This window comes from Faecalibacterium butyricigenerans (assembly GCF_020687345.1).
In the GTDB taxonomy this organism is placed as follows: Bacteria; Bacillota; Clostridia; order Oscillospirales; family Ruminococcaceae; genus Faecalibacterium; species Faecalibacterium butyricigenerans.
In genome coordinates, this window is record NZ_JAJEQL010000033.1 from 1 (window position 1) to 22,219 (window position 22,219).

At 57.6% G+C, this 22,219-nt stretch carries 24 protein-coding genes and 1 tRNA gene; 8 read left to right on the forward strand and 17 right to left on the reverse strand.

Annotation, left to right across the window (positions count from 1 at the left end):
- Positions 1 to 427 precede the first annotated feature (427 nt).
- On the forward strand, positions 428 to 1,438 hold the full coding sequence (locus tag LKD23_RS10585) for an asparaginase (RefSeq protein WP_227621615.1): 1,011 nt from the start codon (positions 428 to 430) through the stop codon (positions 1,436 to 1,438).
- Between the two features lie 42 nt (positions 1,439 to 1,480).
- On the opposite strand, the gene LKD23_RS10590 is transcribed toward LKD23_RS10585, so the two are convergent.
- The 6 genes from LKD23_RS10590 to LKD23_RS10615 form a co-directional block, all read right to left on the reverse strand.
- Positions 1,481 to 1,810 carry a branched-chain amino acid transporter permease gene (locus LKD23_RS10590; protein ID WP_227621616.1) on the reverse strand — a complete coding sequence of 110 codons (330 nt, stop codon included), beginning with the start codon at positions 1,808 to 1,810 and terminating at the stop codon, positions 1,481 to 1,483.
- Positions 1,807 to 2,520, reverse strand: coding sequence for an AzlC family ABC transporter permease (locus LKD23_RS10595; protein WP_368670651.1), 714 nt, complete (start codon positions 2,518 to 2,520; stop codon positions 1,807 to 1,809). The genes LKD23_RS10590 and LKD23_RS10595 overlap by 4 nt, the downstream gene beginning before the upstream one ends.
- A 189-nt stretch (positions 2,521 to 2,709) precedes the next feature.
- Entirely contained in the window at positions 2,710 to 4,605 is a 1,896-nt protein-coding gene (locus tag LKD23_RS10600; protein WP_227621618.1) for a heavy metal translocating P-type ATPase, read from the reverse strand.
- Positions 4,606 to 4,840: 235 nt separating this feature from the next.
- On the reverse strand, positions 4,841 to 5,062 hold the full coding sequence (locus tag LKD23_RS10605) for a cation transporter (protein WP_227621619.1): 222 nt from the start codon (positions 5,060 to 5,062) through the stop codon (positions 4,841 to 4,843).
- 72 nt (positions 5,063 to 5,134) lie between these two features.
- On the reverse strand, positions 5,135 to 5,470 hold the full coding sequence (locus LKD23_RS10610) for an ArsR/SmtB family transcription factor (RefSeq protein ID WP_227621620.1): 336 nt from the start codon (positions 5,468 to 5,470) through the stop codon (positions 5,135 to 5,137).
- Between the two features lie 185 nt (positions 5,471 to 5,655).
- Entirely contained in the window at positions 5,656 to 6,411 is a 756-nt protein-coding gene (locus LKD23_RS10615; RefSeq protein WP_227621621.1) for a YwaF family protein, read from the reverse strand.
- Positions 6,412 to 6,587: 176 nt separating this feature from the next.
- On the opposite strand from LKD23_RS10615, the gene LKD23_RS10620 reads away from it, so the two are divergent.
- The gene (locus tag LKD23_RS10620; protein WP_227621622.1) at positions 6,588 to 6,974 is read left to right on the forward strand and encodes a thioesterase family protein; all 387 of its coding nucleotides are present in this window, start codon (positions 6,588 to 6,590) and stop codon (positions 6,972 to 6,974) included.
- On the opposite strand, the gene LKD23_RS10625 is transcribed toward LKD23_RS10620, so the two are convergent.
- Positions 6,971 to 7,207 carry a hypothetical protein gene (locus tag LKD23_RS10625; RefSeq protein WP_227621623.1) on the reverse strand — a complete coding sequence of 79 codons (237 nt, stop codon included), beginning with the start codon at positions 7,205 to 7,207 and terminating at the stop codon, positions 6,971 to 6,973. The two genes, LKD23_RS10620 and LKD23_RS10625, sit on opposite strands and share 4 nt — an antisense overlap.
- Here LKD23_RS10625 and LKD23_RS10630 point away from each other — a divergent pair.
- The 5 genes from LKD23_RS10630 (at position 7,206) to LKD23_RS10650 (ending at position 12,726) form a co-directional block, all read left to right on the forward strand.
- Positions 7,206 to 8,885, forward strand: coding sequence for a Na+/H+ antiporter NhaC family protein (locus LKD23_RS10630; protein WP_227621625.1), 1,680 nt, complete (start codon positions 7,206 to 7,208; stop codon positions 8,883 to 8,885). The genes LKD23_RS10625 and LKD23_RS10630 overlap by 2 nt on opposite strands.
- A gap of 107 nt (positions 8,886 to 8,992) precedes the next feature.
- Entirely contained in the window at positions 8,993 to 9,487 is a 495-nt protein-coding gene (locus tag LKD23_RS10635) for a MarR family winged helix-turn-helix transcriptional regulator (protein WP_227621631.1), read from the forward strand.
- A gap of 607 nt (positions 9,488 to 10,094) precedes the next feature.
- On the forward strand, positions 10,095 to 10,379 hold the full coding sequence (locus tag LKD23_RS10640; protein WP_015538118.1) for a hypothetical protein: 285 nt from the start codon (positions 10,095 to 10,097) through the stop codon (positions 10,377 to 10,379).
- 164 nt (positions 10,380 to 10,543) lie between these two features.
- The gene (locus LKD23_RS10645; protein ID WP_113993388.1) at positions 10,544 to 11,008 is read left to right on the forward strand and encodes a hypothetical protein; all 465 of its coding nucleotides are present in this window, start codon (positions 10,544 to 10,546) and stop codon (positions 11,006 to 11,008) included.
- On the forward strand, positions 11,005 to 12,726 hold the full coding sequence (locus LKD23_RS10650; RefSeq protein ID WP_129873245.1) for a recombinase family protein: 1,722 nt from the start codon (positions 11,005 to 11,007) through the stop codon (positions 12,724 to 12,726). Before LKD23_RS10645 ends, LKD23_RS10650 begins: the two co-directional genes overlap by 4 nt.
- A gap of 108 nt (positions 12,727 to 12,834) precedes the next feature.
- Here the strand turns inward: LKD23_RS10650 and LKD23_RS10655 are convergent, their stop codons facing one another.
- The 6 genes from LKD23_RS10655 to LKD23_RS10680 all read right to left on the reverse strand — a co-directional run bounded on the left by LKD23_RS10655 (position 12,835) and on the right by LKD23_RS10680 (position 18,322).
- On the reverse strand, positions 12,835 to 13,248 hold the full coding sequence (locus LKD23_RS10655; protein ID WP_227621626.1) for an EamA family transporter: 414 nt from the start codon (positions 13,246 to 13,248) through the stop codon (positions 12,835 to 12,837).
- A gap of 110 nt (positions 13,249 to 13,358) precedes the next feature.
- Positions 13,359 to 14,888: a tripartite tricarboxylate transporter permease gene (locus LKD23_RS10660; RefSeq protein ID WP_227621627.1), complete on the reverse strand. Its 1,530-nt coding sequence runs from the start codon at positions 14,886 to 14,888 to the stop codon at positions 13,359 to 13,361.
- A gap of 15 nt (positions 14,889 to 14,903) precedes the next feature.
- Positions 14,904 to 15,440 carry a tripartite tricarboxylate transporter TctB family protein gene (locus tag LKD23_RS10665; protein WP_227621628.1) on the reverse strand — a complete coding sequence of 179 codons (537 nt, stop codon included), beginning with the start codon at positions 15,438 to 15,440 and terminating at the stop codon, positions 14,904 to 14,906.
- A 79-nt stretch (positions 15,441 to 15,519) separates the two neighbouring features.
- Positions 15,520 to 16,308, reverse strand: a complete 789-nt coding sequence (locus tag LKD23_RS10670; RefSeq protein WP_349138479.1) for a Bug family tripartite tricarboxylate transporter substrate binding protein — start codon at positions 16,306 to 16,308, stop codon at positions 15,520 to 15,522.
- Positions 16,305 to 16,565: a twin-arginine translocation signal domain-containing protein gene (locus LKD23_RS12915; RefSeq protein WP_304999972.1), complete on the reverse strand. Its 261-nt coding sequence runs from the start codon at positions 16,563 to 16,565 to the stop codon at positions 16,305 to 16,307. The genes LKD23_RS10670 and LKD23_RS12915 overlap by 4 nt, the downstream gene beginning before the upstream one ends.
- A gap of 386 nt (positions 16,566 to 16,951) precedes the next feature.
- Positions 16,952 to 18,322, reverse strand: a complete 1,371-nt coding sequence (locus LKD23_RS10680; RefSeq protein ID WP_227621629.1) for an MATE family efflux transporter — start codon at positions 18,320 to 18,322, stop codon at positions 16,952 to 16,954.
- A 711-nt stretch (positions 18,323 to 19,033) separates the two neighbouring features.
- Between LKD23_RS10680 and LKD23_RS10685 the strand changes: the two genes are divergently transcribed.
- A tRNA-Ser gene (locus tag LKD23_RS10685) sits at positions 19,034 to 19,125 on the forward strand.
- Positions 19,126 to 19,213: 88 nt separating this feature from the next.
- Here the strand turns inward: LKD23_RS10685 and LKD23_RS10690 are convergent.
- The 4 genes from LKD23_RS10690 to LKD23_RS10705 all read right to left on the reverse strand — a co-directional run.
- Positions 19,214 to 20,389, reverse strand: a complete 1,176-nt coding sequence (locus tag LKD23_RS10690) for a tyrosine-type recombinase/integrase (RefSeq protein ID WP_097791183.1) — start codon at positions 20,387 to 20,389, stop codon at positions 19,214 to 19,216.
- A 93-nt stretch (positions 20,390 to 20,482) separates the two neighbouring features.
- On the reverse strand, positions 20,483 to 20,722 hold the full coding sequence (locus tag LKD23_RS10695) for a helix-turn-helix domain-containing protein (protein ID WP_370569216.1): 240 nt from the start codon (positions 20,720 to 20,722) through the stop codon (positions 20,483 to 20,485).
- Between the two features lie 205 nt (positions 20,723 to 20,927).
- Positions 20,928 to 21,737, reverse strand: a complete 810-nt coding sequence (locus LKD23_RS10700) for a DUF6551 family protein (protein WP_227621630.1) — start codon at positions 21,735 to 21,737, stop codon at positions 20,928 to 20,930.
- Positions 21,728 to 22,219, reverse strand: a 492-nt coding sequence (locus LKD23_RS10705) for a type II toxin-antitoxin system PemK/MazF family toxin (RefSeq protein WP_227620410.1), incomplete at its 5' end; no start/stop codon positions are given. The genes LKD23_RS10705 and LKD23_RS10700, both read right to left, overlap by 10 nt.

Consider the following 22,219-nt stretch of genomic DNA (forward strand, 5'->3'; position numbering starts at 1 on the left):
AAACGTAACACCATCGGCGGAGCCGTAAACCGGAGAAGTACAAAAAATGCGTTTAGCGAAGCGGCTAGCATTTTTGTGCTTCGACATCTCCTTCGGGGTCTGAAAGGGGCGAGCAGCCCCTTTCTCGTGCCTCCCGCGCCTCGAAAGTAGCGGGTGCTTTTCTGGTTCTCTTTTGGCACGCAAAAGAGAACTTAGCCTTACCGCAACAGCGCTCTGCCCCGCGCACAGGCGCGCAAGCCCACTTAAAGAAACCTTACCCCGCGCAACCTCGCTCTACTCTTCTATTATACACCAAAATCTCCACATTTCTGTGACCAAGTCCCAAAAGCCTCCATTTCCCGCCGGAACTCCACTTTGCAAGGGCCGGAGAGTGTGTTATACTTTCTTTGAATTTGATTTTTTATCTTCCCAATGGAGGCTTTTACTTATGTCCACAAAGCAGCGCCTGCTTTTCATCACCACCGGCGGCACCATCGCCAGCGTCCGCACCCAGCAGGGCCTCAAGCCCGTGCTCACCAGCGAAGAACTGCTGGCCCATCTGCCCGAGCTGAACGACCTCTGCTGCCCCGACACGCTGGCCCTGTGCAGCATCGACAGCACCGACCTCGGCCCGGAGCACTGGCTGATGATGGCAAAGGCCGTGCAGGAAAATTACGCCCTCTACGACGGCTTCATCATCTGCCACGGCACCGACACACTGGCCTACTCGGCGGCGGCACTGTCCTACCTCATCCAGAACGCCGACAAGCCCATCATCCTCACCGGCGCACAGCAGCCCATCTCCAACGAGATCACCGACGCCAAGAAAAACCTGCGCGACAGCGTCATCTGCGCCCTTGACCCCGGCAGCCGGGGCGTTATGGTGGTGTTCGGCGGGCACGTCATCGCGGGCACCCGCGCCAAAAAGAACAAGACCATCAGCTACGACGCGTTCGCCTCCGTAAATTTTCCGGCGCTGGCGCTGGTACAGGGCGACCGTCTAGTGCGGTATGTGCCCTCGCCCTGGCCCACCGGCCCGGTGGAGTTTGGCCGCGCCCTCAGCCCCCGGGTCTTCCTGCTCAAGCTGACGCCGGGCCTCAGCCCCGACCTCATCCCGGACATCTTCCGGCTCTACGACTGCGTCATCGTGGAGAGCTTCGGCGTAGGCGGCATCCCCCAGCGGCTGATGGACGCCTTTGCCGAGGGCCTCGGCGACTACGACAAGACCCGCAAGGTGCTCATCCTCACCACACAGGTGACTTACGAGGGCAGCGATGTGGGCATCTACGAGGTGGGCAAGCGGGTCAAGAACCGCTTCCGTTTCCTCGAGGCCCACGATATGACCATCGAGGCCGTCGTGACCAAGATCATGTGGCTGCTGGCACAGGACTGCGACAGCTTCGATCAGTTGCAGCAGCGGTTCTACCGGCAGGTCAATTTTGATACGTTTTATCACTAAAAAATCAAAAATCGTGCCGGTTTGACCAGCACGACCACATTTTCAGAACACCATCTGCACCAGCAGCACATAGCACAGCGTGCCGCCTGCGATGGAGACGAGCGTCTGATGCTTCCACTTATGGAGCGCGACGGTCACGCCGATGGCGATGGCCTCGGGGATGCCGTGGCTGCCTGTGGCAAAGCTGACGCCCTTGAGGCAGTAGACGATGAGCATCCCGAAGATAGCGGCGGGCAGCACATGGCCCAGATATTCCACCGCCTCGGGCACCCTGCCGCCCCGGGAGCCGAACACCAGAAAGGGCAGAAGCCGGGTGAGCATGGTCGCCGCCGCACAGACGGCGATGGTCAGGATGAATTGGAAATCACTCATCGTACCGCCTCGCTTTCCTTGGCCTCGATGGGGCGGCGGAGCAGGAGCAGGGCCGCGAGGATGCAGACCATCGAGGGGATGAGGAAGCTGCCCGCGCCAAAGATGCGCAGGCAGACCAGCGGCGCAGCGAGGCCGATGACGGCGCTGGCGTGCTGCTTTTCCTTCTCCCACTGGTTGAGGAAGATGACCACGAACATGGCCGTCATGACAAAATCGACGCCCTCGGTGCTGAAGGGCAGGACTGCGCCGAGGGCCGCCCCCATGGCCGCGCTGGCGACCCAGTAGAACTGGTCCAGCAGGGTGATGAAGAACATGAACCAGCCCCGGTCCACCCCCTCCGGCGGCTCTGCTGAGCAGGTGATGGAGAACGTCTCATCGCTCATGGCGAAGATCATGTAGGCGCTGCGCAGGCCGTAGCCCCGGTAGCGCTGCAGCATGGTCAGGCCGTAGAAGAGGTGCCGTGCCTGGATCATCAGGGCCATCAGAAAGGCCGACACCGGCGCAAAACTGCCCAGCAGCAGCGACGCCAGCACAAATTCCAGCGAGCCGCCATACACCACCGTGCCCATCAGGGGCGGCAGCCAGACCGGCAGACCCAGCGACTGCACATAGATGCCGTAGCCGAGGCCCAGCACCAAATATCCGGCAAACACCGGCAGCGTCTGGGGCGCTGCGGCCCGGAACGCGCGCCACACCGGCGCACGGTTCAATTTTATTTCGTTTTGTTCTTGCATCGGCTTCAACCCTCCATTCTAGTATTATAACAGGTTTATAGTACATTGCAAGAGAGGAGTTTCCCCCTGCCGACAGACAAAAAGCATCCGCAGAGGCGGCTCTCCGAGCTTTTTTCGGAGAAACACCCTCTGCGGATGCTTTCTTTTTGCGATAGGATGCGGCCCTTAGTCCAGCTTATCCTTCTTCACGAGGTCCTTCGTGTAGAGGGCGCGGGTGGCGTTCAGAACAGCGAGGACCATAACGCCGACGTCCGCGAAGATGGCAGCCCACATATTGGCGATGCCCAGCGCGCCCAGCAGCAGGCAGGCCGCCTTGATGGCCAGCGCAAAGACGATGTTCTGGTAGACGATGCCCTTGGTGCGGCGGGCAATGCGCATGGCGAGGGCGATCTTGGCCGGGTCGTCGTCCATCAGGACGACGTCTGCGGCCTCGATGGCGGCGTCCGAACCGAGTGCGCCCATGGCAATGCCGATGTCAGCGCGGGAGAGGACAGGGGCGTCGTTGATGCCGTCGCCCACGAAGGCCAGATTCTCCTTGGGCCGCTTCTCGGCGATGAGCTTCTCAATCTGGTCCACCTTGTCGCCGGGCAGCAGGCCCGCATGGTACTCATCGAGGCCCAGCTCTGCCGAGACGGCCTTCGCCACCGGCTCGGCGTCGCCGGTCAGCATGACCGTCTTGCGGACGCCGGCCTGCTTGAGGCCCTTGATGGCCTGTGCACTGTGGGGCTTCACCACATCGGCAATGAGCAGGTAGCCCGCATACTCGCCATCGATGGCCACATGGACGATGGTGCCGGTCTGGGGCACATCGGGGACAGAAAGGCCCAGCTTCTCCATCAGGCGGGCGTTGCCCGCCGCCACCGGCCTGCCATCCACCTTGGCGGTGACGCCGTGGCCGCCCAGCTCTTCCACATCGGTGACGCGGGCGGCATCGATGTCCCTGCCGTAGGCGGCCTTGATGCTCAGGGAAATGGGATGCTTCGACCAGCTTTCGGCCAGCGCAGCAGCCTCCACGAGGGCTTCCTCCGCACCGCCCTCCACGGGGCAGATCTTGGTGACTTTAAAAGTGCCCTGCGTCAGGGTGCCGGTCTTATCGAAGACCACGACGCCGGTGTTGGCCAGCTCTTCCAGATAGGTAGAGCCTTTGACGAGGATGCCGCAGGCGGACGCGCCGCCGATGCCGCCGAAGAAGCTCAGCGGGATGGAGATGACCAGAGCGCAGGGGCAGCTGATGACGAGGAAGGTGAGGGCACGGTAGACCCAGTCCCCGAAGCGGGCCGGCTGGCCCATGAGAAGCAGGACGATGGGGGGGATGAAGGCCAGCGCCAGAGCGCCGTAGCAGACCGCCGGGGTGTAGACCCGGGCAAAGCGGGTGATGAAGTTTTCAGCCCGAGCCTTCTTCATGCTGGAATTTTCCACAAGGTCGAGGATCTTGGAGACGGTGGATTCGCCGAACTCCTTGGTGGTCCTGACCCGGAGCAGGCCGCTCATATTGACGCAGCCGCTGATGACCTCATCCCCGGACTGGACATCGCGGGGCAGGCTCTCGCCGGTGAGGGCGGCAGTGTTCAGGGTGGAAGCGCCCTCGACGATGACGCCGTCGATGGGCACACGCTCACCGGGCTGGACCACAATGACCGTGCCCACCTCGACTTCGTCGGGGTCCACCTGTTCGAGCTTGCCGTCCTCGCCCTCGATGTTGGCATAGTCGGGCCGGATGTCCATCAGGGCCGAGATGCTGCGGCGGCTTTTGCCGACGGCCACGCTCTGGAACAGCTCGCCGATCTGATAGAAGATGATAACGGCGCAGCCCTCGACGTAGTCGCCCAGCGCGAATGCGCCCACGGTGGCGACTGCCATCAGGAAGCACTCATCGAAGGCCTGACGGTTCTTGATGCCCAACAGGGCCTTGCGGAGCACGTCCCAGCCCACCACGAGGTAGGGGATGCAGTAGAGCAGCAGCTCTGCCGCCATAGGCAGGGGCGGCAGCAGCTTGAGCACCAGCACCAGCGCCAGAGCGGCGAGGATGCGGTAGAGCATTTTCTTTTGTTTTTTCGTCATGGGTCTCAGGCCTCCTTTGGGGCACTTTTCTCAGATTCAACAGGTTTTCCCCACAAGGGGCTTGTTTTCCACCCTTTCCCCCGGCTTTTCCACGATGTTTTCCCGCAAAAAGCCTCAAATGCGCGTTTATTTTTCTACTTTTGCGCAAAGGATGTTGAAAACACGGTGGAAATTGTTGAAAACTGATTCATTTTTCCACAGTTTCCACCCGCATCTCGTCCGCTGCGGCAGACGCTCAGATGCCGAAGATCTCGCAGTCGTCCTCCACCTTCTTGCAGGCAACGAGGACGTTCTGCATGGTGGCCTTGGGGTCAGCGCCTTCGGCAAACTCGACGCTCATCTTCTGGGTCATGAAGCTGACGGTAGCCTTTGCCACGCCGGAAACGGTGTTGGCGGCATCCTCCATCTTCTGAGCGCAGTTTGCGCAGTCCACTTCGATCTTGTAGCTCTTTTTCATAATAAGTACCAGCCTTTCTATATATCCGCCCCGCCGCAGGGTGCAGCAGAGCTTGCAGCATTTCAGGGGGCATCACTCTTCGATATGGTCCATGCCCATCGAGAGGATGCTGCGCACATGGTCGTCGTCCAGCGCATAGTAGACGGTCTTGCCGTCGCGGCGGAAGCGGACGAGCTTTGTGTCCTTCAGCACCCGCAGCTGGTGGCTCACCGCCGACTGGCTGAGCTGGACGGCGTTTGCGATGTCCTGCACGCAAAGCTCGTCGTCGTGGAGGGCATAGAGGATCTTGATGCGGGTGGAGTCGCCGAACACCCGGAACAGGTCGGCCAGCTCATAAAGCACCTCATCGTCCGGCAGCACCGGCGGGGCCTTGGGCAGCTTTTCGGGGGAAGTGACCTCTTCAGCCATCGTTGTCACCCTTTCGTTTTCACATATGAACATCTGTTCATGTATTCATGATAACACGCAGATGCCCCCCTGTCAAGCGTTTTGGCACAAAAACTTATCATGCCTCCCAAATTGACAAAATAAACCGTAAAACGCCGGAAATTTGCAATCAGCTTGCGGTTTCATTAAAACATCCCTGCTGTGTTTTATGTCCTCCCTCTGCTCCGCCACTCCTTCAAGGCCCACGGCAGATACATAACGGCCAGCGCCAGCGCGATGGCAGGCAGAAAGCCCAGAATATAATACTTTTCACCTAGCAGCTCTGTAAATGTACTGGTGATGATATTCCCATAGGGATTATTGAGAAAATAGAAGTTGGTGCCAAGCGGCTTATTCAAAAAGTAGATGGGCAGGGCGGATCCAAACAAAAACGCCAGCACCTGTGGGATTCGCCGGGGGCTGGGACGATAGCCACCCACCACCAGCAGGGTAGGATAGAGTACCAGCAGGGCATGGATGCTGACCGAGTGCAGATTGATGAGCGTCCACCAAGAGGGGACATCCAGCCAGCTGGGACAGAGCAGAGCCAGCGCCGCACCCGGGATGCAGAGCGCATAAAGCTCCTCTTTGCACCAATTCCTGTCCGTGAGGGTGTTGTATAGGCAGACAAAGACATTGATGCTGCACAGGTGCAGGGGCAGATAGCTCCAGTTCCATTGACCGGTCAGCTCCATCCCCAGCAGGAGGGCAGCTTCGTCCAGCACAAGTAGGAGAGTGACTCCTATTAAAATACGCCGCCGGGTGCGGGCAGAGCTGCGGCGATACCACCAAGCCATTCCTGCAATGAATGCAAGCGAAAGAGCCAATTCTGTGAGGTGGATGCCGCCATACAGCGGATAACACCGGTAATCGGCTCCAAATTCAGCGTGGGTGATGTCGTAGGATTTCCAGAAATCATTCATCTTCTCTCCCTCCTTGTCCAGCTTATGATACCGCTTTTGGCTTCAGGCGGAAAGAGTTTTGGAGAAAAAATCCCGAAAACAGATGCAATGACCGATATTTTGTGGTATCCTTACGAATGTGAAATTATCTGCCGCAAACTGCGGCAGGACGAAGATTTGAGAAAGAAGGCATTTTTATGTTAGAAACTGGCATCCGCGGCAGGCAGAGCGTCGCCGTCACCCCTGAAAACACCGCCAAGACGATGGGCAGCGGCACGCTGAACGTCTTCGCCACCCCCGCACTGGTGGCGCTGGCCGAAAAGACCTGCTGGATGAGCGTCGCCGACGCACTGGACGAGGGCTGCGGCTCTGTGGGCACCAAGCTGGAGCTGGAGCACACCGCCCCCACCCCCGTGGGCATGACCGTCACCTGCGAGAGCGAGCTGACCGCTGTGGAGGGCCGCAAGCTGGTGTTCAAAGTGTCCCTGTACGACGAGAAAGGCCCCGTGGGCGGCGGCGTCCACGAGCGCTTCGTGGTCAACGACGCCAAATTTGCCGCCAAGGCCGAGAGCAAGAAAGGTTAATCTTTTTGCTCTCCGCGCCCGGCAAGCTCGATGGGCGGCGGGTCGGCAGCCAGAAGCTGCTGCTCGGCCCGGGCCTGTGCTTCCTGCAGGAGCCGGGCTGCCTGCTCGCTGGCGCGGAACAGTTCCAGATACATCGCTTTATAGTCCGGCGCAGCCAACACCCCCTTCCGTCCCCGTTCTTGGGGATAGTCTGCCCGGCAGACCGCAAAAAAATCAAGTGAGGAGCTTATCATGAAAAAAACCAATCTTTCGTGGGTGGGTGCTCTTCTGGTGTTTGCCCTGCTGCTGTGGTGCACCGCAGCAACGCCCGGCAAGATCGCCGACCCCTCCACCTACACCTGCGCAGTATACAGCTCTGCGCTCTCCCTGCTGCCCCCTGTGGTGGCCATCGTTCTGGCCCTGAACACCAAGGAGGTCTACACCTCGCTGCTGGTGGGCATCGCCACCGGTGCGCTGCTCTACGCCAACGGCAACCTTGAGCTTGCGCTGACCACCCTCTTCTTCAACGAGGACGGCGGTATGATCTCCAAGCTGTCCGATGCCAGCAATGTGGGCATCCTCGTCTTTCTGGTGATGCTGGGCATCCTTGTGGCCCTGATGAACAAGGCCGGCGGCAGCGCCGCGTTCGGCCGCTGGGCCTCCACCCACATCCACACCCGGGCAGGCGCACAGTTCGCCACCCTGCTGCTGGGCATCCTCATCTTTGTGGACGACTATTTCAACTGTCTGACCGTCGGCTCCGTCATGCGCCCGGTCACGGACCGGCAGAAGGTCTCCCGCGCAAAGCTGGCCTACCTCATCGACGCCACCGCCGCCCCCATCTGCATCATCGCGCCGGTGTCCAGCTGGGCTGCCGCCGTCACCTCCTCGGTGCCGGAAGGCTCGGGCATCAACGGCTTCACCATGTTCCTGCGCACCATCCCCTATAACTACTACGCCATCCTCACGATGGTGATGAGCCTCTTCCTCATCTTCAGCGGCTTCGACTACGGCCCCATGAAGAAGCACGAGGACAACGCCCTGCTGGGCGACCTCTTCACCACCGACGACCGCCCCTACGGCGACGATGTGGACGACGGCTCCGACGCCCGCGGCCATGTGGTAGACCTCATCGCACCGGTGCTGGTGCTCATCGCGGCCTGCATCTTCGGCATGGTGTACACCGGCGGCTTTTTCGAGGGCGTGGACTTCATCACCGCCTTCGCAAATTGCAGCGCCTCTGTGGGCCTCGTGATGGGCAGCTCCATCGCCCTGATGTTCACCTTCGTCTTCTACCGGGTGCGGGGCGTCATGACCTTTCAGGACTTCGCCGCCTGCATCCCCGAGGGCTTCAAAGCGATGGTCAGCCCCATGCTCATCCTGACGCTGGCGTGGACCCTTTCCGGCATGACCGGCCTGCTGGGCGCAAAATACTACGTCGCCAGCCTGCTCAGCGGCTCCGCTGCGGCGCTGCAGTACCTGCTGCCCATCATCATCTTCCTCGTGGCCGTCTTCCTCGCCTTCGCCACCGGCACTTCGTGGGGTACCTTCTCCATCCTCGTGCCCATCGTCTGCCATGCGTTCCCGGAGGGTGAGATGCTGGTGGTCTCCATCGCCGCCTGCCTGTCCGGCGCGGTCTGCGGCGACCACTGCTCGCCCATCTCCGACACCACCATCATGGCTTCCGCCGGTGCCCACTGCAGCCATGTCAACCATGTCTCCACTCAGCTGCCCTATGCCATGACCGCCGCCGCCATCTCGGCGGGCTGCTACCTGCTCTGCGGCGCAGCGCAGGCCGTCCTCGGCGAGGCTGCCAACGTCCTGACCTCCTTCGTGCTGCTGGCCTGTGCCGTCGTCATCGAGCTTGTGATCCTGAGCATCGTCAGGGCACGGATGGGCCATCCCGGGAAGAAAAAGTCCGGAAAAGCCTAAAATTTCCACCAAAATCGTGGATTTTTCTCTTCCCCTCCGGCCAGAATCATGGTATACTGTAAAAAGAGTAAATTTTTTGAGCTATTAGGCTCATGGAAGGAGAATCCATGCTGGAAGAAGTCTTTCAGGACGTTTATACCAAATTCAAGCTGCACTTTTATCAAAATGTATTTCAGCGCTTTGCCACCCGCGAGGCCACGCTGACCACGGTGGAGTCCTTCTGCATGGAGGGCATCATGGCGATGGGCGAGCCGACCATTGCGGAGTTCTCCCGCATGATGCGCATTTCCACTCCCAACGCGGCCTACAAGATCGGCAGCCTTGTGAAAAAGGGCTATGTGGAGAAGATCCAGTCCACCACCGACCGCCGCGAGTACTATCTGCGCCCCACCCAGAAATACATCGATTACTACAGCATCAGCTACTCCTACCTGCACACCGTCATCGAGCGAGTGCGTCAGCGGTTCCCCGCAGAGGACTGCGACAAGATGGAGCAGATGTTGTCGGTCATCAGCACCGAGCTGATGCCGGAGCTGGATATGCTGGCCAAGTGCCACCATTCGGAAGCGCCCGCTGCTCCGGAGACGCCCGCCGAAAAGTAAGCGTACAGCAAAACGAAAAGGCCCTCCCGGTTTTAGCTGGGTGTTCGTAAAACAGTTTTCGAGAAATGACATGGCAACTGCCTGTCAGGATTGGTTACGAGTACCCGGCTAGGCCGAGGAAGCATCAAGTCCCATGTCCGCACCGTTAAGGTGTTGGGCATGGGGCTTTTTGCATATCGGGATTCTGTACACCTCTATCAAGGTGTAACACACTAGACTTTGTACCAAAGTCGTGTGCCAAGGGTGCTGCGCCCTCTTTGGAATCCCTGCTCACATCGCCTGTGGGCGATGTGGATTCGCCGCACAGAAGAGCTCCACAAAAGTGCACCCCGGCTGTTTGCGGCGAGGAAAAGGCGCTTCTGCGGAAGTGTAATAACCCACTATGACACTTTCATCCCTGCGGTCTGCAAAGTGTAGTGGGCTCTCCGAGGGGGAAACGGCTGTATAGGGTGCGCTTCGGGCAAATCGCTGCGTACGTGCGTACCAATCTCTCGTACGCACGTACGCAGTAAAACGGCTAAAATCTCCTATATAGGGGTGTTCTTCTGGAAATCAATATGATATACTCAACTTAACCAACCATCAACTAATAGGAGGCGGTAATATTATGGGAAAAACTTTTGTGTGTAGCTTATGCCGTAATGGAATCATTGGCGGTGGTTTGTACATTGATGAACAGAGCATTACATATTCAACTCAAAAGCTCACAGTCAGTCCACTGTATCGCAACCTTGTATTGCCCATGAACGAGATAAGGGAGCTTTCATGGAGTCAGATGGTCGTTCCTGTTGCAGCAATTTCCATGAAAGACGGAGAATGTTATAAATTTATCATATATAACAAATCAGGATTTGAAAAGGCATATAAGCAATATAGCAACCACCAAGAATGAAATCACCCAGCAGGGTTTGGGGCAGGCACGCCCCAACAAGAAGCTGTCCCAAGGGGGCAAGAATTTTCAAGAATTGAAAATTTGTGGCCACGGGACGATTCTTGCTCTCACGAAAACCCGCACTTTTTGAAAATCCGCTTTTCGCAGCCAAAGGAGGATGCACCATGAAAAAAGAAATCGAAGCCTTTGTCAACGCAGCCAGCGAGCAGGAGTTGGAAGCCGCATGGAACAACCTCTCGGCAGAGGAACAGCGAGTTTTCGAGCAGCTCATGGAGGAAGACCCACCCGAAGATGCACTGGCATTTTTCGCTCAGCTGTATGACGATACCCCGAAGGAGCAGACCAGTGAGACCGTGAGCATCTCCGAAAATGAAATCTATTTCAAGCGGCAGTCCTTGACCGAAGATCAGAAGAAGCACGGCTCCTATGTGGATGAGAACGGTAATCTCCATGTCAAGAACCTGTCCGCGTTCTGGATTCCTGAACTGACCACCACGGAGAAAGTCGGACATACCACCTACACCGTGACCGGCAGCTATGAGGGCAAGGAGTCCTTTTTGAAGAAGCTGGAGCGTATTGTTGCCAAGAACGCCCAGCAAAAATTTGAAGATGAGGGTGCAGACGAATGACAACTGCGCCCAATTCTGCTATACTTGACCCGGTAACCAATCCTGCACTGACAGTTGCTCCACAGAGTAAGGAGGACACAACAATGTCTGGAGCAACGAATAAAATCACCGCACTTTACTGCCGACTGTCGCAGGAGGACGAGCGGCTCGGCGAAAGCCTGTCCATTGAGAACCAGAAGACTATCCTTCTGGAATACGCCAAGAAGAACCACTTCCCGAACCCGGTGTTCTTTGTAGATGATGGCTATTCCGGCACGAACTACGACCGTCCCGGCTTTCAGAGTATGTTGGTCGAGATCGAAGCAGGGCGTGTAGGAATCGTTATCACGAAAGACCTGTCCCGACTGGGGCGCAACTCTGCCCTGACGGGTCTGTACACCAACTTCACCTTTCCCCAGTATGGCGTTCGCTACATTGCCATTAACGACAACTACGACACCATTGACCCGAACAGCGTAAACAACGATTTTGCGGGCATTAAGAACTGGTTCAACGAGTTTTATGCCCGTGACACCAGCCGCAAGATTCGGGCTGTTCAGAAGGCCAAGGGAGAGCGTGGTGTGCCGCTGACGGTCAATGTGCCGTACGGTTATGTAAAAGACCCGGAGAACCCGAAGCATTGGCTTGTTGACCCAGAAGCGGCTGCGGTCGTGAAGCGCATCTTCTCCATGTGCATGGAAGGCCGTGGGCCTTCCCAAATCGCTAAGCAACTGCAAGAGGACAAGGTGCTCACCGTGAGTGCCTACAAGCAGAGCCACGGAAGAGCAGCGGCTGCTATCTCCGAAGACCCCTATGCGTGGAAGGATAGCACCGTTGTGGGCATTCTGGAACGTCGGGAGTACACAGGCTGCACGGTCAACTTCAAGACCTACACCAACTCCATCTGGGACAAGAAGCAACGGCTGAATCCTGTGGAGAATCAGGCTGTCTTCCCGAATACCCACGAGCGCATTATTGACGATGATGTGTTTGAAAAGGTTCAAGAGATTCGCAGCCAGCGTCACCGCATGACACGAACGGGCAAGAGCAGCATCTTTTCCGGCATGGTCTATTGTGCTGACTGCGGTTCCAAGATGCAGTATGGTTCATCCAATAACAGGGACTTTAACCAAGACTTCTTTGACTGCGCTCTGCACAAGAAGAACAGAAGTAAATGCAGAGGGCACTTCATCCGGGTAAAAGTTCTGGAAGGCCAAGTGCTGAATCATGTCCAGCGGGTGACGGACTACATCCTTTGCCATGAGGACTACTTCCGCAAGGTCATGGAGGAACAGCTTCGGGTGGAAAGCACCGAAAAGCTGACTGTCCTGAAGAAGCAGCTTGCCCGGAATGAGAAGCGAATCGCAGACCTCAAACGGCTGTTCATGAAAATCTACGAGGACAACGCCAGCGGAAAGCTGAGCGATGACCGTTTTGACATGATGAGCCAGAGCTATGATGCCGAGCAGAAGCAGTTGGAAGAGGAAGTTCTCTCTATCCGGCAGGAAATCGAAGTACAGGAACAGCAAATCGAGAATATTGAAAAGGTCATCCAGAAAGCGCACAAGTACGTTCATATTGAAGAACTTACGCCCTATGCTCTCCGTGAACTGGTATCGGCCATCTATGTGGATGCCCCGGATAAGTCCAGCGGAAAGCGGGTACAGCACATCCATATCAAGTATGATGGGCTGGGGTATATCCCTCTGGATGAACTGGAAGCAAAAGAAAAGGCGTGACCGAAGTCACGCCAAATCTTCCCCATTGCGGGAGCTTTTGCAAATACTGTTTTATGAAGCCCCTGCATTGCCCGGGAGGGCCTTGTTGTTTGCAGGGAGCTTACCCTCTTACAGCACCATAAACAGGGTGCCGGCGGCGATGAGGGCGCAGCCCACCATACTTTTGGCGGTAAAGGGCTCGTGGAGGAACACAAAGGCCAGCACCAGGGTGATCACCACGCTGAGCTTGTCGATGGGCACCACCTGAGAGGCCCGGCCAAGCTGCAGGGCCCGGTAGTAGCACATCCAGGACGCCCCGGTGGCCAGCCCCGATAGGATGAGGAAGAGCCAACTCCGGCGGCTGATCTCCCCCATGCCCCCCTGAGCCCGGGTGAGGAACACCATGCCCCAGCTCATGGCCAGCACCACCACAGTGCGGATGGCGGTGGCCAGAGTGGAGTTGACCCCCTCGATGCCCACCTTGGCCAGGATCGAGGTAAGGGCCGCAAACAGGGCCGAGCACAGTGCAAATACAAACCACATAAACAGACCTCCGTTTTTGCTGCCCAAAGCGAAGTGCGGCCGCCCCGACGGAACGGGACAGCCGCAGCTTCATGGGAATGTAACAGACAGAGCTTGTCAGGATGTTGAGCTTATGCCTTCTCCTGTGCAGCGTTTGCAGCGGTGCGCTTGTTGATCTTGCTCTGGTTATAGACCGAGTAGATGATAACGAGGATGGCTACGCTTGCAAAGACCATAGCGATGGGAGAGGTGGTGATGGCGAAGAAGTTTCCGCGCTGGATGTTCATGTAGCGCACGAAGTTCTTCTCGCACATGGGTCCCAGAATAAGGGCCAGCAGGATGGGAGAAAGGGGGAACTCGTACTTGTTCATCAGCCAGCCGATGATGCCGAAGGCGACACAGACGCCCACGTCAAAGGCATTCTTGTTGATGGAGAACGCGCCCAGCAGGGAGATGACGAGGATGATGGGGTAGAGCATCTTCTTCTCGACAGAGACGATCTTTGCAAAGAAGCGGACGCCGAGGCAGCCCACCACCAGCATGCAGAGGTTTGCCAGCATCAGAGCTGCGAAGACGCGGTAGACGGTGGGCAGCTCGGTAACATACATCATGGGGCCGGGGGTGATGCCCTTCATGATGAAGGCACCCAGCAGGATGGCCGTGACGGAGTCGCCGGGGACGCCCAGAGACAGCAGGGGGATCATTGCGCCGCCGGAGCAGCCGTTGTTGGCGGACTCGGTCGCCGCAACGCCGTTGGGGATGCCGGTACCGTACAGCTCGGGGTGCTTGCTGGCGGACTTGCTGGCGCCGTAGGAGACGAAGACGGCGATGTCACCGCCTGCACCGGGGATGGCACCGATGAAGGTGCCGATGAGGCCGCCGGAGAGGATGTTGGGCCAGATCTTCTTGATGGTCTTCCAGTCCGGCAGGACGTTGGTGATCTTCTCGTTGGATCTCTGCTCCTGCTCCTCGCCGCGGATGATGCGCTCCACGCCGGCGATGACCTCAGAGACTGCGAACAGACCGATCAGGGTAGGGATGAACTGGAAGCCGTCCAGCAGGCCGGTCTGCTTGGTGGTGATGAAGCGGGGGATGCCGTTGGTGGGGTCGAGGCCGACGGTGCACAGCAGCATACCGAAGAAGGCGCTGATGAGGCCCTTGGCCACAGACTTGCCGGAAATTGCGACGATGACCGACAGACCGAAGACGGCCAGCATGAACATCTCGCCGGGGCCGAAGTTCATGGCCATGTCAGCGACCAGCGGAGACAGGAAGGTCATGACCAGTGCGCCGATGACGCCGCCGCAGAAGGACGCGAACATGGCGACGGACAGGGCCCTGCCGGCCTGACCCTTCTTGCACATGGGGTAGCCGTCCAGCAGGGTGGCGGCTGCGGCGGGCGTGCCGGGGGCGTGGATGAGGATGGCGGAGATGGAGCCGCCGTACATACCGCCGCAGTAGATGCCCAGCAGCAGGCCGATGGACGGGATGAGGTCCATGCCGAAGGAGAAGGGGATGAGCAGCGCCACGCCCATGGTGGCGGTCATGCCCGGGATCGCGCCCAGCAGAACGCCGCCCAGCGCACCGATGAAGGTCATCAGAAGGACCTCGGGGTTGGACCAGACAGTCGCGTAGCTGGAAAGAAGCAGACTAAAATCCATAACTGTGCTCCCTCCTTAAATCATGTCCACGAGGGTGCGCAGGAAGTTCAGCGGACCCAGCGGAATATTGACGGTAAGCACCTTGTAGAACACCAGCCACATCAGCAGCGGCACCAGAATGCTCACAAGGATCATCTGCACCCAGTTGCGCTTGCCGATGAGGAACATGATGATCATCGACAGCACCATTGCGCACAGGATGTAGCCGCAGCTCTTGAAGAGGGCGGCGAACAGCACGCAGAGGAGGATGACGAAGTAGGCTGCGGCCAGACCCTTGTCCTTCAGGGGGTTCAGGGTGCCCACCTCAACGGCGGCGGGGTCGCCCTCCTTCATGGTGCCCATCAGCTTGAAGATGGACTGGAGGAGCAGGATGACGGAGAAGATGACCACGCCCACGATCATGACGCGGGGGAAGGTGGACGCCTGCACATAGGTGTTGGCCACCTCGGGGAAGTTGCCGGTCTGGAACCATGCCCAGATGCCGATGGCGAGGAAAATGATGGAGCCGATCAGATTGGAAAAGGCCATCGTTTTCATTTTGTTTTTGTTCAAAAGGGGTTCCTCCTCTCTCTATTTTCAAAAAAGGGGCAGGCACGAACTGCCTGCCCCAGCAAATACGCAGAGAGACAAATCAGAGGCCGACAGCGTCCATAGCAGCTGCGACGTCGGTAGCCGCCTGCTTCAGGTAGTCCGCATAGCCCTGTGCATCCAGATAGGAGATAGCCTGACCGTTGTTGTTCATGAAGGTCACGAAATCGGGATCCTCGATGGCGGCGGCGCAGGCCTCTTCCAGACGGGTCATGATGGCATCGTCCACGCCCAGAGGAGCGGCCATGCCGCGCTGGGTGTAATAGGTGATGTCGTAGCCCTGCTCCTTGCAGGTGGGCACGTCGGGGAAGACGGGGTTGCGCTCCTCGTCCATGACGCCGAGGCAGATCAGGTCGCCGGACTCGATGAAGCTGCGGGCCTCGGCCAGAGAAACGGTAACGCCCTGAATGAAGCCGCCGGCTGCATTCTGGACGGCGGTAGCAGCGCCCTCCTGATAGGTGATCATCTGGATGTCGATGCCGGTAGCGCTCATCAGGTAGCCGCCTGCGATGTGCCAGACAGAAGCGTTGGAGGAGCCGCCCATCTGCACCTCACCGGGGTGAGCCTTGCAGTAGTCGATGAAACCGGGCAGGTCGGTGATGCCGTTGCTTGCAGCCCACTTTGCGCCGACGGTGATGGCAGCTGCGTCGGTGTTGACGCGGCACAGGGGAGCGTAGTTCTCCCAAGTCAGCTCGCTGGTGCCCAGCTTCTTGTAGGTAGCCAGCTCGAAGGTGATCATGCCGATGGTGTAGCCGTCGGTGTTGGCGTCTGCGATGGCCTGATGACCCAGAATGCCGCCGCCGCCCGTCTGGTTATCGACGGTCAGGGTCACACACCCAGATTCTTGCCCATTGCCTCGCAGAATGCGCGCAGGCAGGAGTCCGTGCCGCCGCCTGCAGACCAGGGGCAGATGACCGAGATGCCCTTGGTGGGGTAATCGGTGGACTTGCCGCCAGCGGTGCTGGCAGCAGCGGAACCTGCAGTAGAAGCAGCAGTGCTATTGGAAGAGCCGCCGCAGGCGGTCAGGACGCCAGCAGCACCCACGACAGCAGAAGCTGCGAGGAAGTCACGACGAGAGATCTTTTTCATTTCTTGTTACCTCCGATTCATGTTGCGTTTATCCGTTTCATAGCTGTGCCGTGCTTTGCTCACAGCACCATTCCCTCCGCAAACGGACTCGCCTTTCGCTACTATGATAGCGCATATTTTTCCATCCCGCAATTAGATTCAAGCACAAATTTTTAACGGAATGTTTGTACAAAGTGACCCGATTGATTGTTTTTCTATCCGCCTGTCGTGCAGATATTCAGGATCTTCGCTTTTATATACAAGATCCTTTGCTGCTGTACTTTTGATGTATGCGGGCGTGCCGTGCGCCCGCGTCCCCCTCTCCCGGGACCGACTGACGCCAACGCAAAACCAGCCCGCAGGCCGGGCATTTTGTCCGTCCTGCGGGCTGGTCATTTCCTGTGAAATTACGCTCTCCCTGCGCCCCGGTCGAGTATCTTATCGAAGCGGGAAAAGAAAGTAATGGCCGTGATGGTCGCGGCCAGAAGGTCGCTGACCGGCTCTGCCAGAAAGACGCCGAAGCATCTGTCCGCCACAAAATGGGGCAGGATAAAAATGAGGGGGATGAGCAGGATGATCTTGCGCAGGCAGGCCAGCAAAAGGCTCACCTTCGCCTGACCCAGCGCCATAAAGCTCTGCTGGCAGGCGATCTGAACGCCCATCGCAAGGATGCCGGCCATATAGATGCGCATGGCCCATGTGGTGTAGTCGATCAGGGCGGCATCCGAGGTGAAGATGCCCGCCACCACGCCGGGCACGGCCATCATAAGCAGCCAGAACAAGGTGGTGTAGCCGAAACAAAGGGTGAGCTGGAAGCGGAACGCCTCCTTGACCCGGGCCTTTTTGCCTGCGCCGAAGTTGAAGCTCATGACCGGCTGGCCGCCCTGACAGATACCCTGAATGGGCAGGGTGCACAGCTGGGACACGCTGGTGATGACGGTCATCGCGCCTACGGCGATGTCGCCGCCATAGCGGGCGAGGCTGGAGCTGAAACTGATGGAAAGCAGGCTCTCCGTCGAGAGCATGACGAAGGACGAGATGCCCAGCCCCAGCACCGGCAGGATGACGCCGCGCTCCACCTTGAGGTACTCTTTGCGGAGTTTGAGGGTCGTCTTCGGGCCGGTGAGGAACTTCAAGATCCAACAGGCACCCACGGCCTGACTAAGCACCGTCGCCACCGCTGCGCCCCGGACGCCCCAGCCAAGGCCGAAGATGAGGATGGGGTCGAGGATGATATTGATGACTGCACCGATGACGGTGGTGAGCATACTGATCTTCGCAAAGCCCTGCGTCGTGATAAAGGGGTTCATGCCCATGACCAGCAGCACGAACACCGAGCCGAGGATATAGATGCGGCCATAGGCCACCGCGTAAGGGAGGGTAGCGTCGCTGGCGCCAAAAAGCCGCAGCAGGGCGGGCGCACCGGCATAGAAGCCGATCGTCAGCACCACAGCGAAGAAGAGCAGCATGGTAAAGCTGTTGCCGATGATCTTTTCGGCGTCCTCTTTGTTGCCCTGCCCCAGTGCGATGGCCGTGCGGGGCGCACCGCCCGCGCCGATGAGCATGGCGAAGGCGTTCAAAAGCATGAGGATGGGGGCGAACAGGCCCACGCCTGTCAGCGCCGCTGCGCCGATGCCCTCGATGTGGCCGATGTAGATGCGGTCTACGATGTTATAGAGCAGATTGACCACCTGCGCCACCACGGCGGGGATCATCAGCTGCAAAAGCAGGGGCTTGACCGGCCCGCTGCCCATATCCTGTCGATTCTGTGCTGCCATAGGTTCTCCTTCGATTTCATATGCTTCAAATTTGAAATAAATATAGCATATGCCGCCCCGCCTGTCAAGGGAGAGGGCAGAGCGCAGCAAAAATCAGAAGGCCCTCCCAGTCCTGCTGTCGGAGGTCAGACAGCTGCCGGAAGGGCTTTTTGTTTTTCCAGTTGACGGAAAGGCGGGATTTTGCTATAATAATAAAGCTGTATATGGATAAGGAGCATCCCTTCTACCAGCAACTGTTCCACGTTTCAAGGCCGATTTGCGATATACAAATCGTAAATTTGCTATGAAAATATACTTGGAGATGTATCGAAGCGGTCGTAACGAGAACGACTCGAAATCCAAGTGGATGCTTCGCCGAATGTCTCCATATCACACGAGAGAACGTCAATTTTGATGTCCTGACAGGCTTCAAAGCCTGTCTGAACGATGCGTTTTCTAACAATATTCTAACAGCAACTGTTCCAAGTTTCAAGGCCGATTTGCAATATACAAATCGTAAATTTGCCATGAAAATATACTTGGAGATGTATCGAAGCGGTCGTAACGAGAACGACTCGAAATCTAACTGGCTTTTTGGAAGTGGTTTTCCGGTTTTGCTAGGTTTCATGCGGGTTTTCCGACTTCGTGAGGGAACGATTTTCTGGCGTTCTCTCCTGCAATTCTCTCCAAAGTTTTCCCAGAATGCACGGCGCATTCTAAAATTTAATATCTGGAGCATTACTCAAGTGGTCGTAAGAGGTCGCACTCGAAATGCGATAGGCCGGGAGACCGGTGCCAGGGTTCGACTCCCTGATGCTCCGCCAAATCGAATGGACAGATGAATTTTATTCGTCTGTCCATTCTTTTTTGCCGGAACATCGCCCGTCCACCCTGTCTTGTGGGCGTATGGCATCATGCTGACGCATTGCCATAGCCCAGCCCCTCCAGCATCGCCTGTGCAGACGAGAGCTTGGAAGCGTAATCGAGGTGGGCGTAAATATTGGCGGTGGTGGAGAAGTCGCTGTGACCCAGCCATTCCTGAATCTGCTTCATGGGAACGCCGTTTGCCAGAAGAAGGCTGGCGCAGCTATGACGCAGGTCATGAAAGCGGATAGGACGCAGACCGTTTTTCTCCAACAGCTTCGGGAACTGCTCGGAAACGTAGTTGGGGCGGATGATGTTCCCGATCTCGTCCACACACAGATAGCCCAGATAATCCCGGTTGTAGCTTTTACCGCACAGGCGGCGGTAGGTTTCCTGCTGACCTTTCAGCATCAGCAGGCGGTCACGGATGGGCGGCACAAGAGGCAGCGTCCGCAGGCTGGACTTCGTTTTTGCACGGTCTGCCTGTACCAGAACCTTTTTGCCGTCGATGGATGCCTGCGTAACGATGTGCTTGATCTCCAGAGTGTTTTCCTCAAAGTCGATCGCATCCCACTTCAGCCCCAGCACCTCGCTGCGGCGCAGGCCGTAGAAGGATGCCAGCAGAACCGGGATCTCCAGCTTGGTGCCCTCTGCGACCTCCGTCAAAGCATGGATCTCTTCGGCACTGTAATAGCTGCCCTTGAACGCATTCTTCTTCGGACGCTCGACCTTATCTGCCGGATTGGTGGGGATCAGGTCGATCTTGACCGCATACTTCAATGCCTTGTGGATGTTTGCATGGTAATGGATCACCGAATTTGCCTTGACCCGTTCAAGCTGTTTGGTATAGAAATCCTGCAAATCGGTGGCTTTCAGGTCTACCAGCTTGATGCCGCGCTTGCGGAAATAGGGAGCGATGATGCGCTCCACCATTCCTTGATAGCTGGCATAGGTCGTGATTTGGACAGAGCTTTTCGTGACTTCCAGCCATTTCAGCATGAAGTCCGAAAAGAGAATGTCATCGTCCAAGCGGATCTCCGCAGGTGCGGTGGGAACCATGAAGTTCCTCCGACGTTCCAGCAAAAGAGCTTCGGCTTTCTTCTTGTTCCTCTTGACGGACAGACCGGTGGCTTCCCACTTGGTCTTTCGCTTTCCGTCTGCGTCCTTGTAACTCAGAACGATGTAGTAGAAGTCGTTTTTTTCTTGCAGATGCCCTGCTACCATAATGTTTCCTCCTGTCTTTGCATCCACCTGAATATGTAACTTCTGCCGCTGACACCATCAGTGTACCCAACGGCAGGAGAGAATGCAAGGATGTCACGCCCGGATGGTGTGACCGGGTGCGAATCCGATAAGATAAGTCAAAAGATGTGCCTTGGGGATGCGGTAGGAGCGTCCGACCTTCAAATGCTGGATGCTCCCCTTTTTCAAAAGCGCATACCCGGTTTTTGTGCTGACGCTCAATATCTCGCACATCTGGTCGATGTTCAGCACATCCGGGTAATCCCGGAGCATCACACGGTACGCATCACGGGGATTCAAAGTTTCTTCGCCCAAACAGATCCCCCCTTTCTATAATGGAGTGTACCGCTCCGTCTTGCGGTCAGGCTCTTCCTGAATCAAAGTGCAGGCTGCGATCTCGCTCATTCCTGTCCTCTCCTCTCTAGTTCAATATGTCAATTATTCAAAAGAAAATACTATATGTAAAGAGCAAATGGCCTTTTTCGGGTACCATCGCCCTTGCCAAAGGAGATATTTGAGCTTAGAACTTCATCGGCAGTGCGTCTTTCCTGCACTTGCCGTTGTAGGTGGTGTAGATGGGATAAACGTACCGCCGCCAACCCGGGAGCTTGGCGGGGTTATCCCGGCTGATGCGGTAGAGCTCCATGGGGTGGACGCCGCCCAGCGCACGGACAAGCCGCTCCGCGCTGTACTGCCCGTGGTACAGCTGCACAAAGTACATCACGCCCCGCAGGACAGCCGCCCGGAAGGAATCCGGTCTGCCCTCCCACGCCGCCACGATGTGCCGCAGGGCTTCGCAGTAGATCTCTTCGCCCAGCTGGTCGTACAGCTTCAGCGCCGTGCCCACGCAGCTGATGCGGTAATCACTCAGCTGCATACTGTCGTAGTTGAGGGACAGCCCCACCCGGTTGGTGGCTGCGACAAACGCCTTGGAAGGCGCATCGCCGCCCACTACCTTGGCGCGCAGCCTGATGCCCGCCGACAGGGGGGCGGCGTGACCGTTCTGCTCCGCAAAGAGCAGGGCTTCCTGCTCCATCGTCAGGCCGGTGTAGACCTTGCAGAGGATCGGGCGGTCCGCGCCACCGTTGAGGAGGATGCAGCCCTCGATGGTGTGCTGCCCGTCCATCACATAGTACCTGCCGTTGCGGAAGCTGACCTTCGGTTCGTTAACGATGTACTCATTGAAGTCTCTGGCGATCAGCTCCACCCGCTTGCGCTCCACGCCCCGCTGGTAGATCTCGCGGGGATAGATCAGCTTGCTGCTGTGGATGACCGAAAGCTGGTACGGCGGGTTGATACCGATGAAAGAATTGTTGTCGTTCAGGCGCATCGCATTTCCTCCTTGATTCTCCAAATGTACTTTTCGGCTTCCTCTAAGATCTCAGTCACCTGCTGCTTCCGCTTCGGGCTGGTGAGCAGGCTGGGATTGAAGGTGAAGCTGTATTCCAACCGCTGGATCATGGCATGAACCGCGGATTGCAACTCGGTGTACAGCATCATTTCCTCGATGCTTCCGGCGTTCTCAAAGGACGACCGGATGGGAGTATAGGGGTAGACAGGCGGTTTACCATCCACCACCTCAGGCGGTGCGTAGACCGCCGTAGAGCGCCGGATAGGCTCTATCTGCTGGATGCTGCCCATAGGGTTCAGCGCAAGGCTGATGCGTACTGCATCATCCACCCGGCGCATCTCCTCCGGGGTCAGATGTCCCAGATACTTCAGTGCCCGGCTCTTATCGATGGTGAAGATCTGCTCTGCCTGCACAACGGACGGCATATTCAACCCTGCGTTTTCCAACAGGCAGTGGGTCGG

Coding starts and splice junctions, on each gene's coding strand:
- LKD23_RS10585 (WP_227621615.1), top strand. CDS start 428: ATGTCCACAAAGCAGCGCCTGCTTTTCATCACCACCGGCGGCACCATC.
- LKD23_RS10590 (WP_227621616.1), bottom strand. CDS start 1,810: ATGAGTGATTTCCAATTCATCCTGACCATCGCCGTCTGTGCGGCGGCG.
- LKD23_RS10600 (WP_227621618.1), bottom strand. CDS start 4,605: ATGACGAAAAAACAAAAGAAAATGCTCTACCGCATCCTCGCCGCTCTG.
- LKD23_RS10605 (WP_227621619.1), bottom strand. CDS start 5,062: ATGAAAAAGAGCTACAAGATCGAAGTGGACTGCGCAAACTGCGCTCAG.
- LKD23_RS10610 (WP_227621620.1), bottom strand. CDS start 5,470: ATGGCTGAAGAGGTCACTTCCCCCGAAAAGCTGCCCAAGGCCCCGCCG.
- LKD23_RS10615 (WP_227621621.1), bottom strand. CDS start 6,411: ATGAATGATTTCTGGAAATCCTACGACATCACCCACGCTGAATTTGGA.
- LKD23_RS10620 (WP_227621622.1), top strand. CDS start 6,588: ATGTTAGAAACTGGCATCCGCGGCAGGCAGAGCGTCGCCGTCACCCCT.
- LKD23_RS10630 (WP_227621625.1), top strand. CDS start 7,206: ATGAAAAAAACCAATCTTTCGTGGGTGGGTGCTCTTCTGGTGTTTGCC.
- LKD23_RS10625 (WP_227621623.1), bottom strand. CDS start 7,207: ATGATAAGCTCCTCACTTGATTTTTTTGCGGTCTGCCGGGCAGACTAT.
- LKD23_RS10635 (WP_227621631.1), top strand. CDS start 8,993: ATGCTGGAAGAAGTCTTTCAGGACGTTTATACCAAATTCAAGCTGCAC.
- LKD23_RS10640 (WP_015538118.1), top strand. CDS start 10,095: ATGGGAAAAACTTTTGTGTGTAGCTTATGCCGTAATGGAATCATTGGC.
- LKD23_RS10645 (WP_113993388.1), top strand. CDS start 10,544: ATGAAAAAAGAAATCGAAGCCTTTGTCAACGCAGCCAGCGAGCAGGAG.
- LKD23_RS10650 (WP_129873245.1), top strand. CDS start 11,005: ATGACAACTGCGCCCAATTCTGCTATACTTGACCCGGTAACCAATCCT.
- LKD23_RS10655 (WP_227621626.1), bottom strand. CDS start 13,248: ATGTGGTTTGTATTTGCACTGTGCTCGGCCCTGTTTGCGGCCCTTACC.
- LKD23_RS10660 (WP_227621627.1), bottom strand. CDS start 14,888: ATGGATTTTAGTCTGCTTCTTTCCAGCTACGCGACTGTCTGGTCCAAC.
- LKD23_RS12915 (WP_304999972.1), bottom strand. CDS start 16,565: ATGAAAAAGATCTCTCGTCGTGACTTCCTCGCAGCTTCTGCTGTCGTG.
- LKD23_RS10680 (WP_227621629.1), bottom strand. CDS start 18,322: ATGGCAGCACAGAATCGACAGGATATGGGCAGCGGGCCGGTCAAGCCC.
- LKD23_RS10690 (WP_097791183.1), bottom strand. CDS start 20,389: ATGGTAGCAGGGCATCTGCAAGAAAAAAACGACTTCTACTACATCGTT.
- LKD23_RS10700 (WP_227621630.1), bottom strand. CDS start 21,737: ATGCGCCTGAACGACAACAATTCTTTCATCGGTATCAACCCGCCGTAC.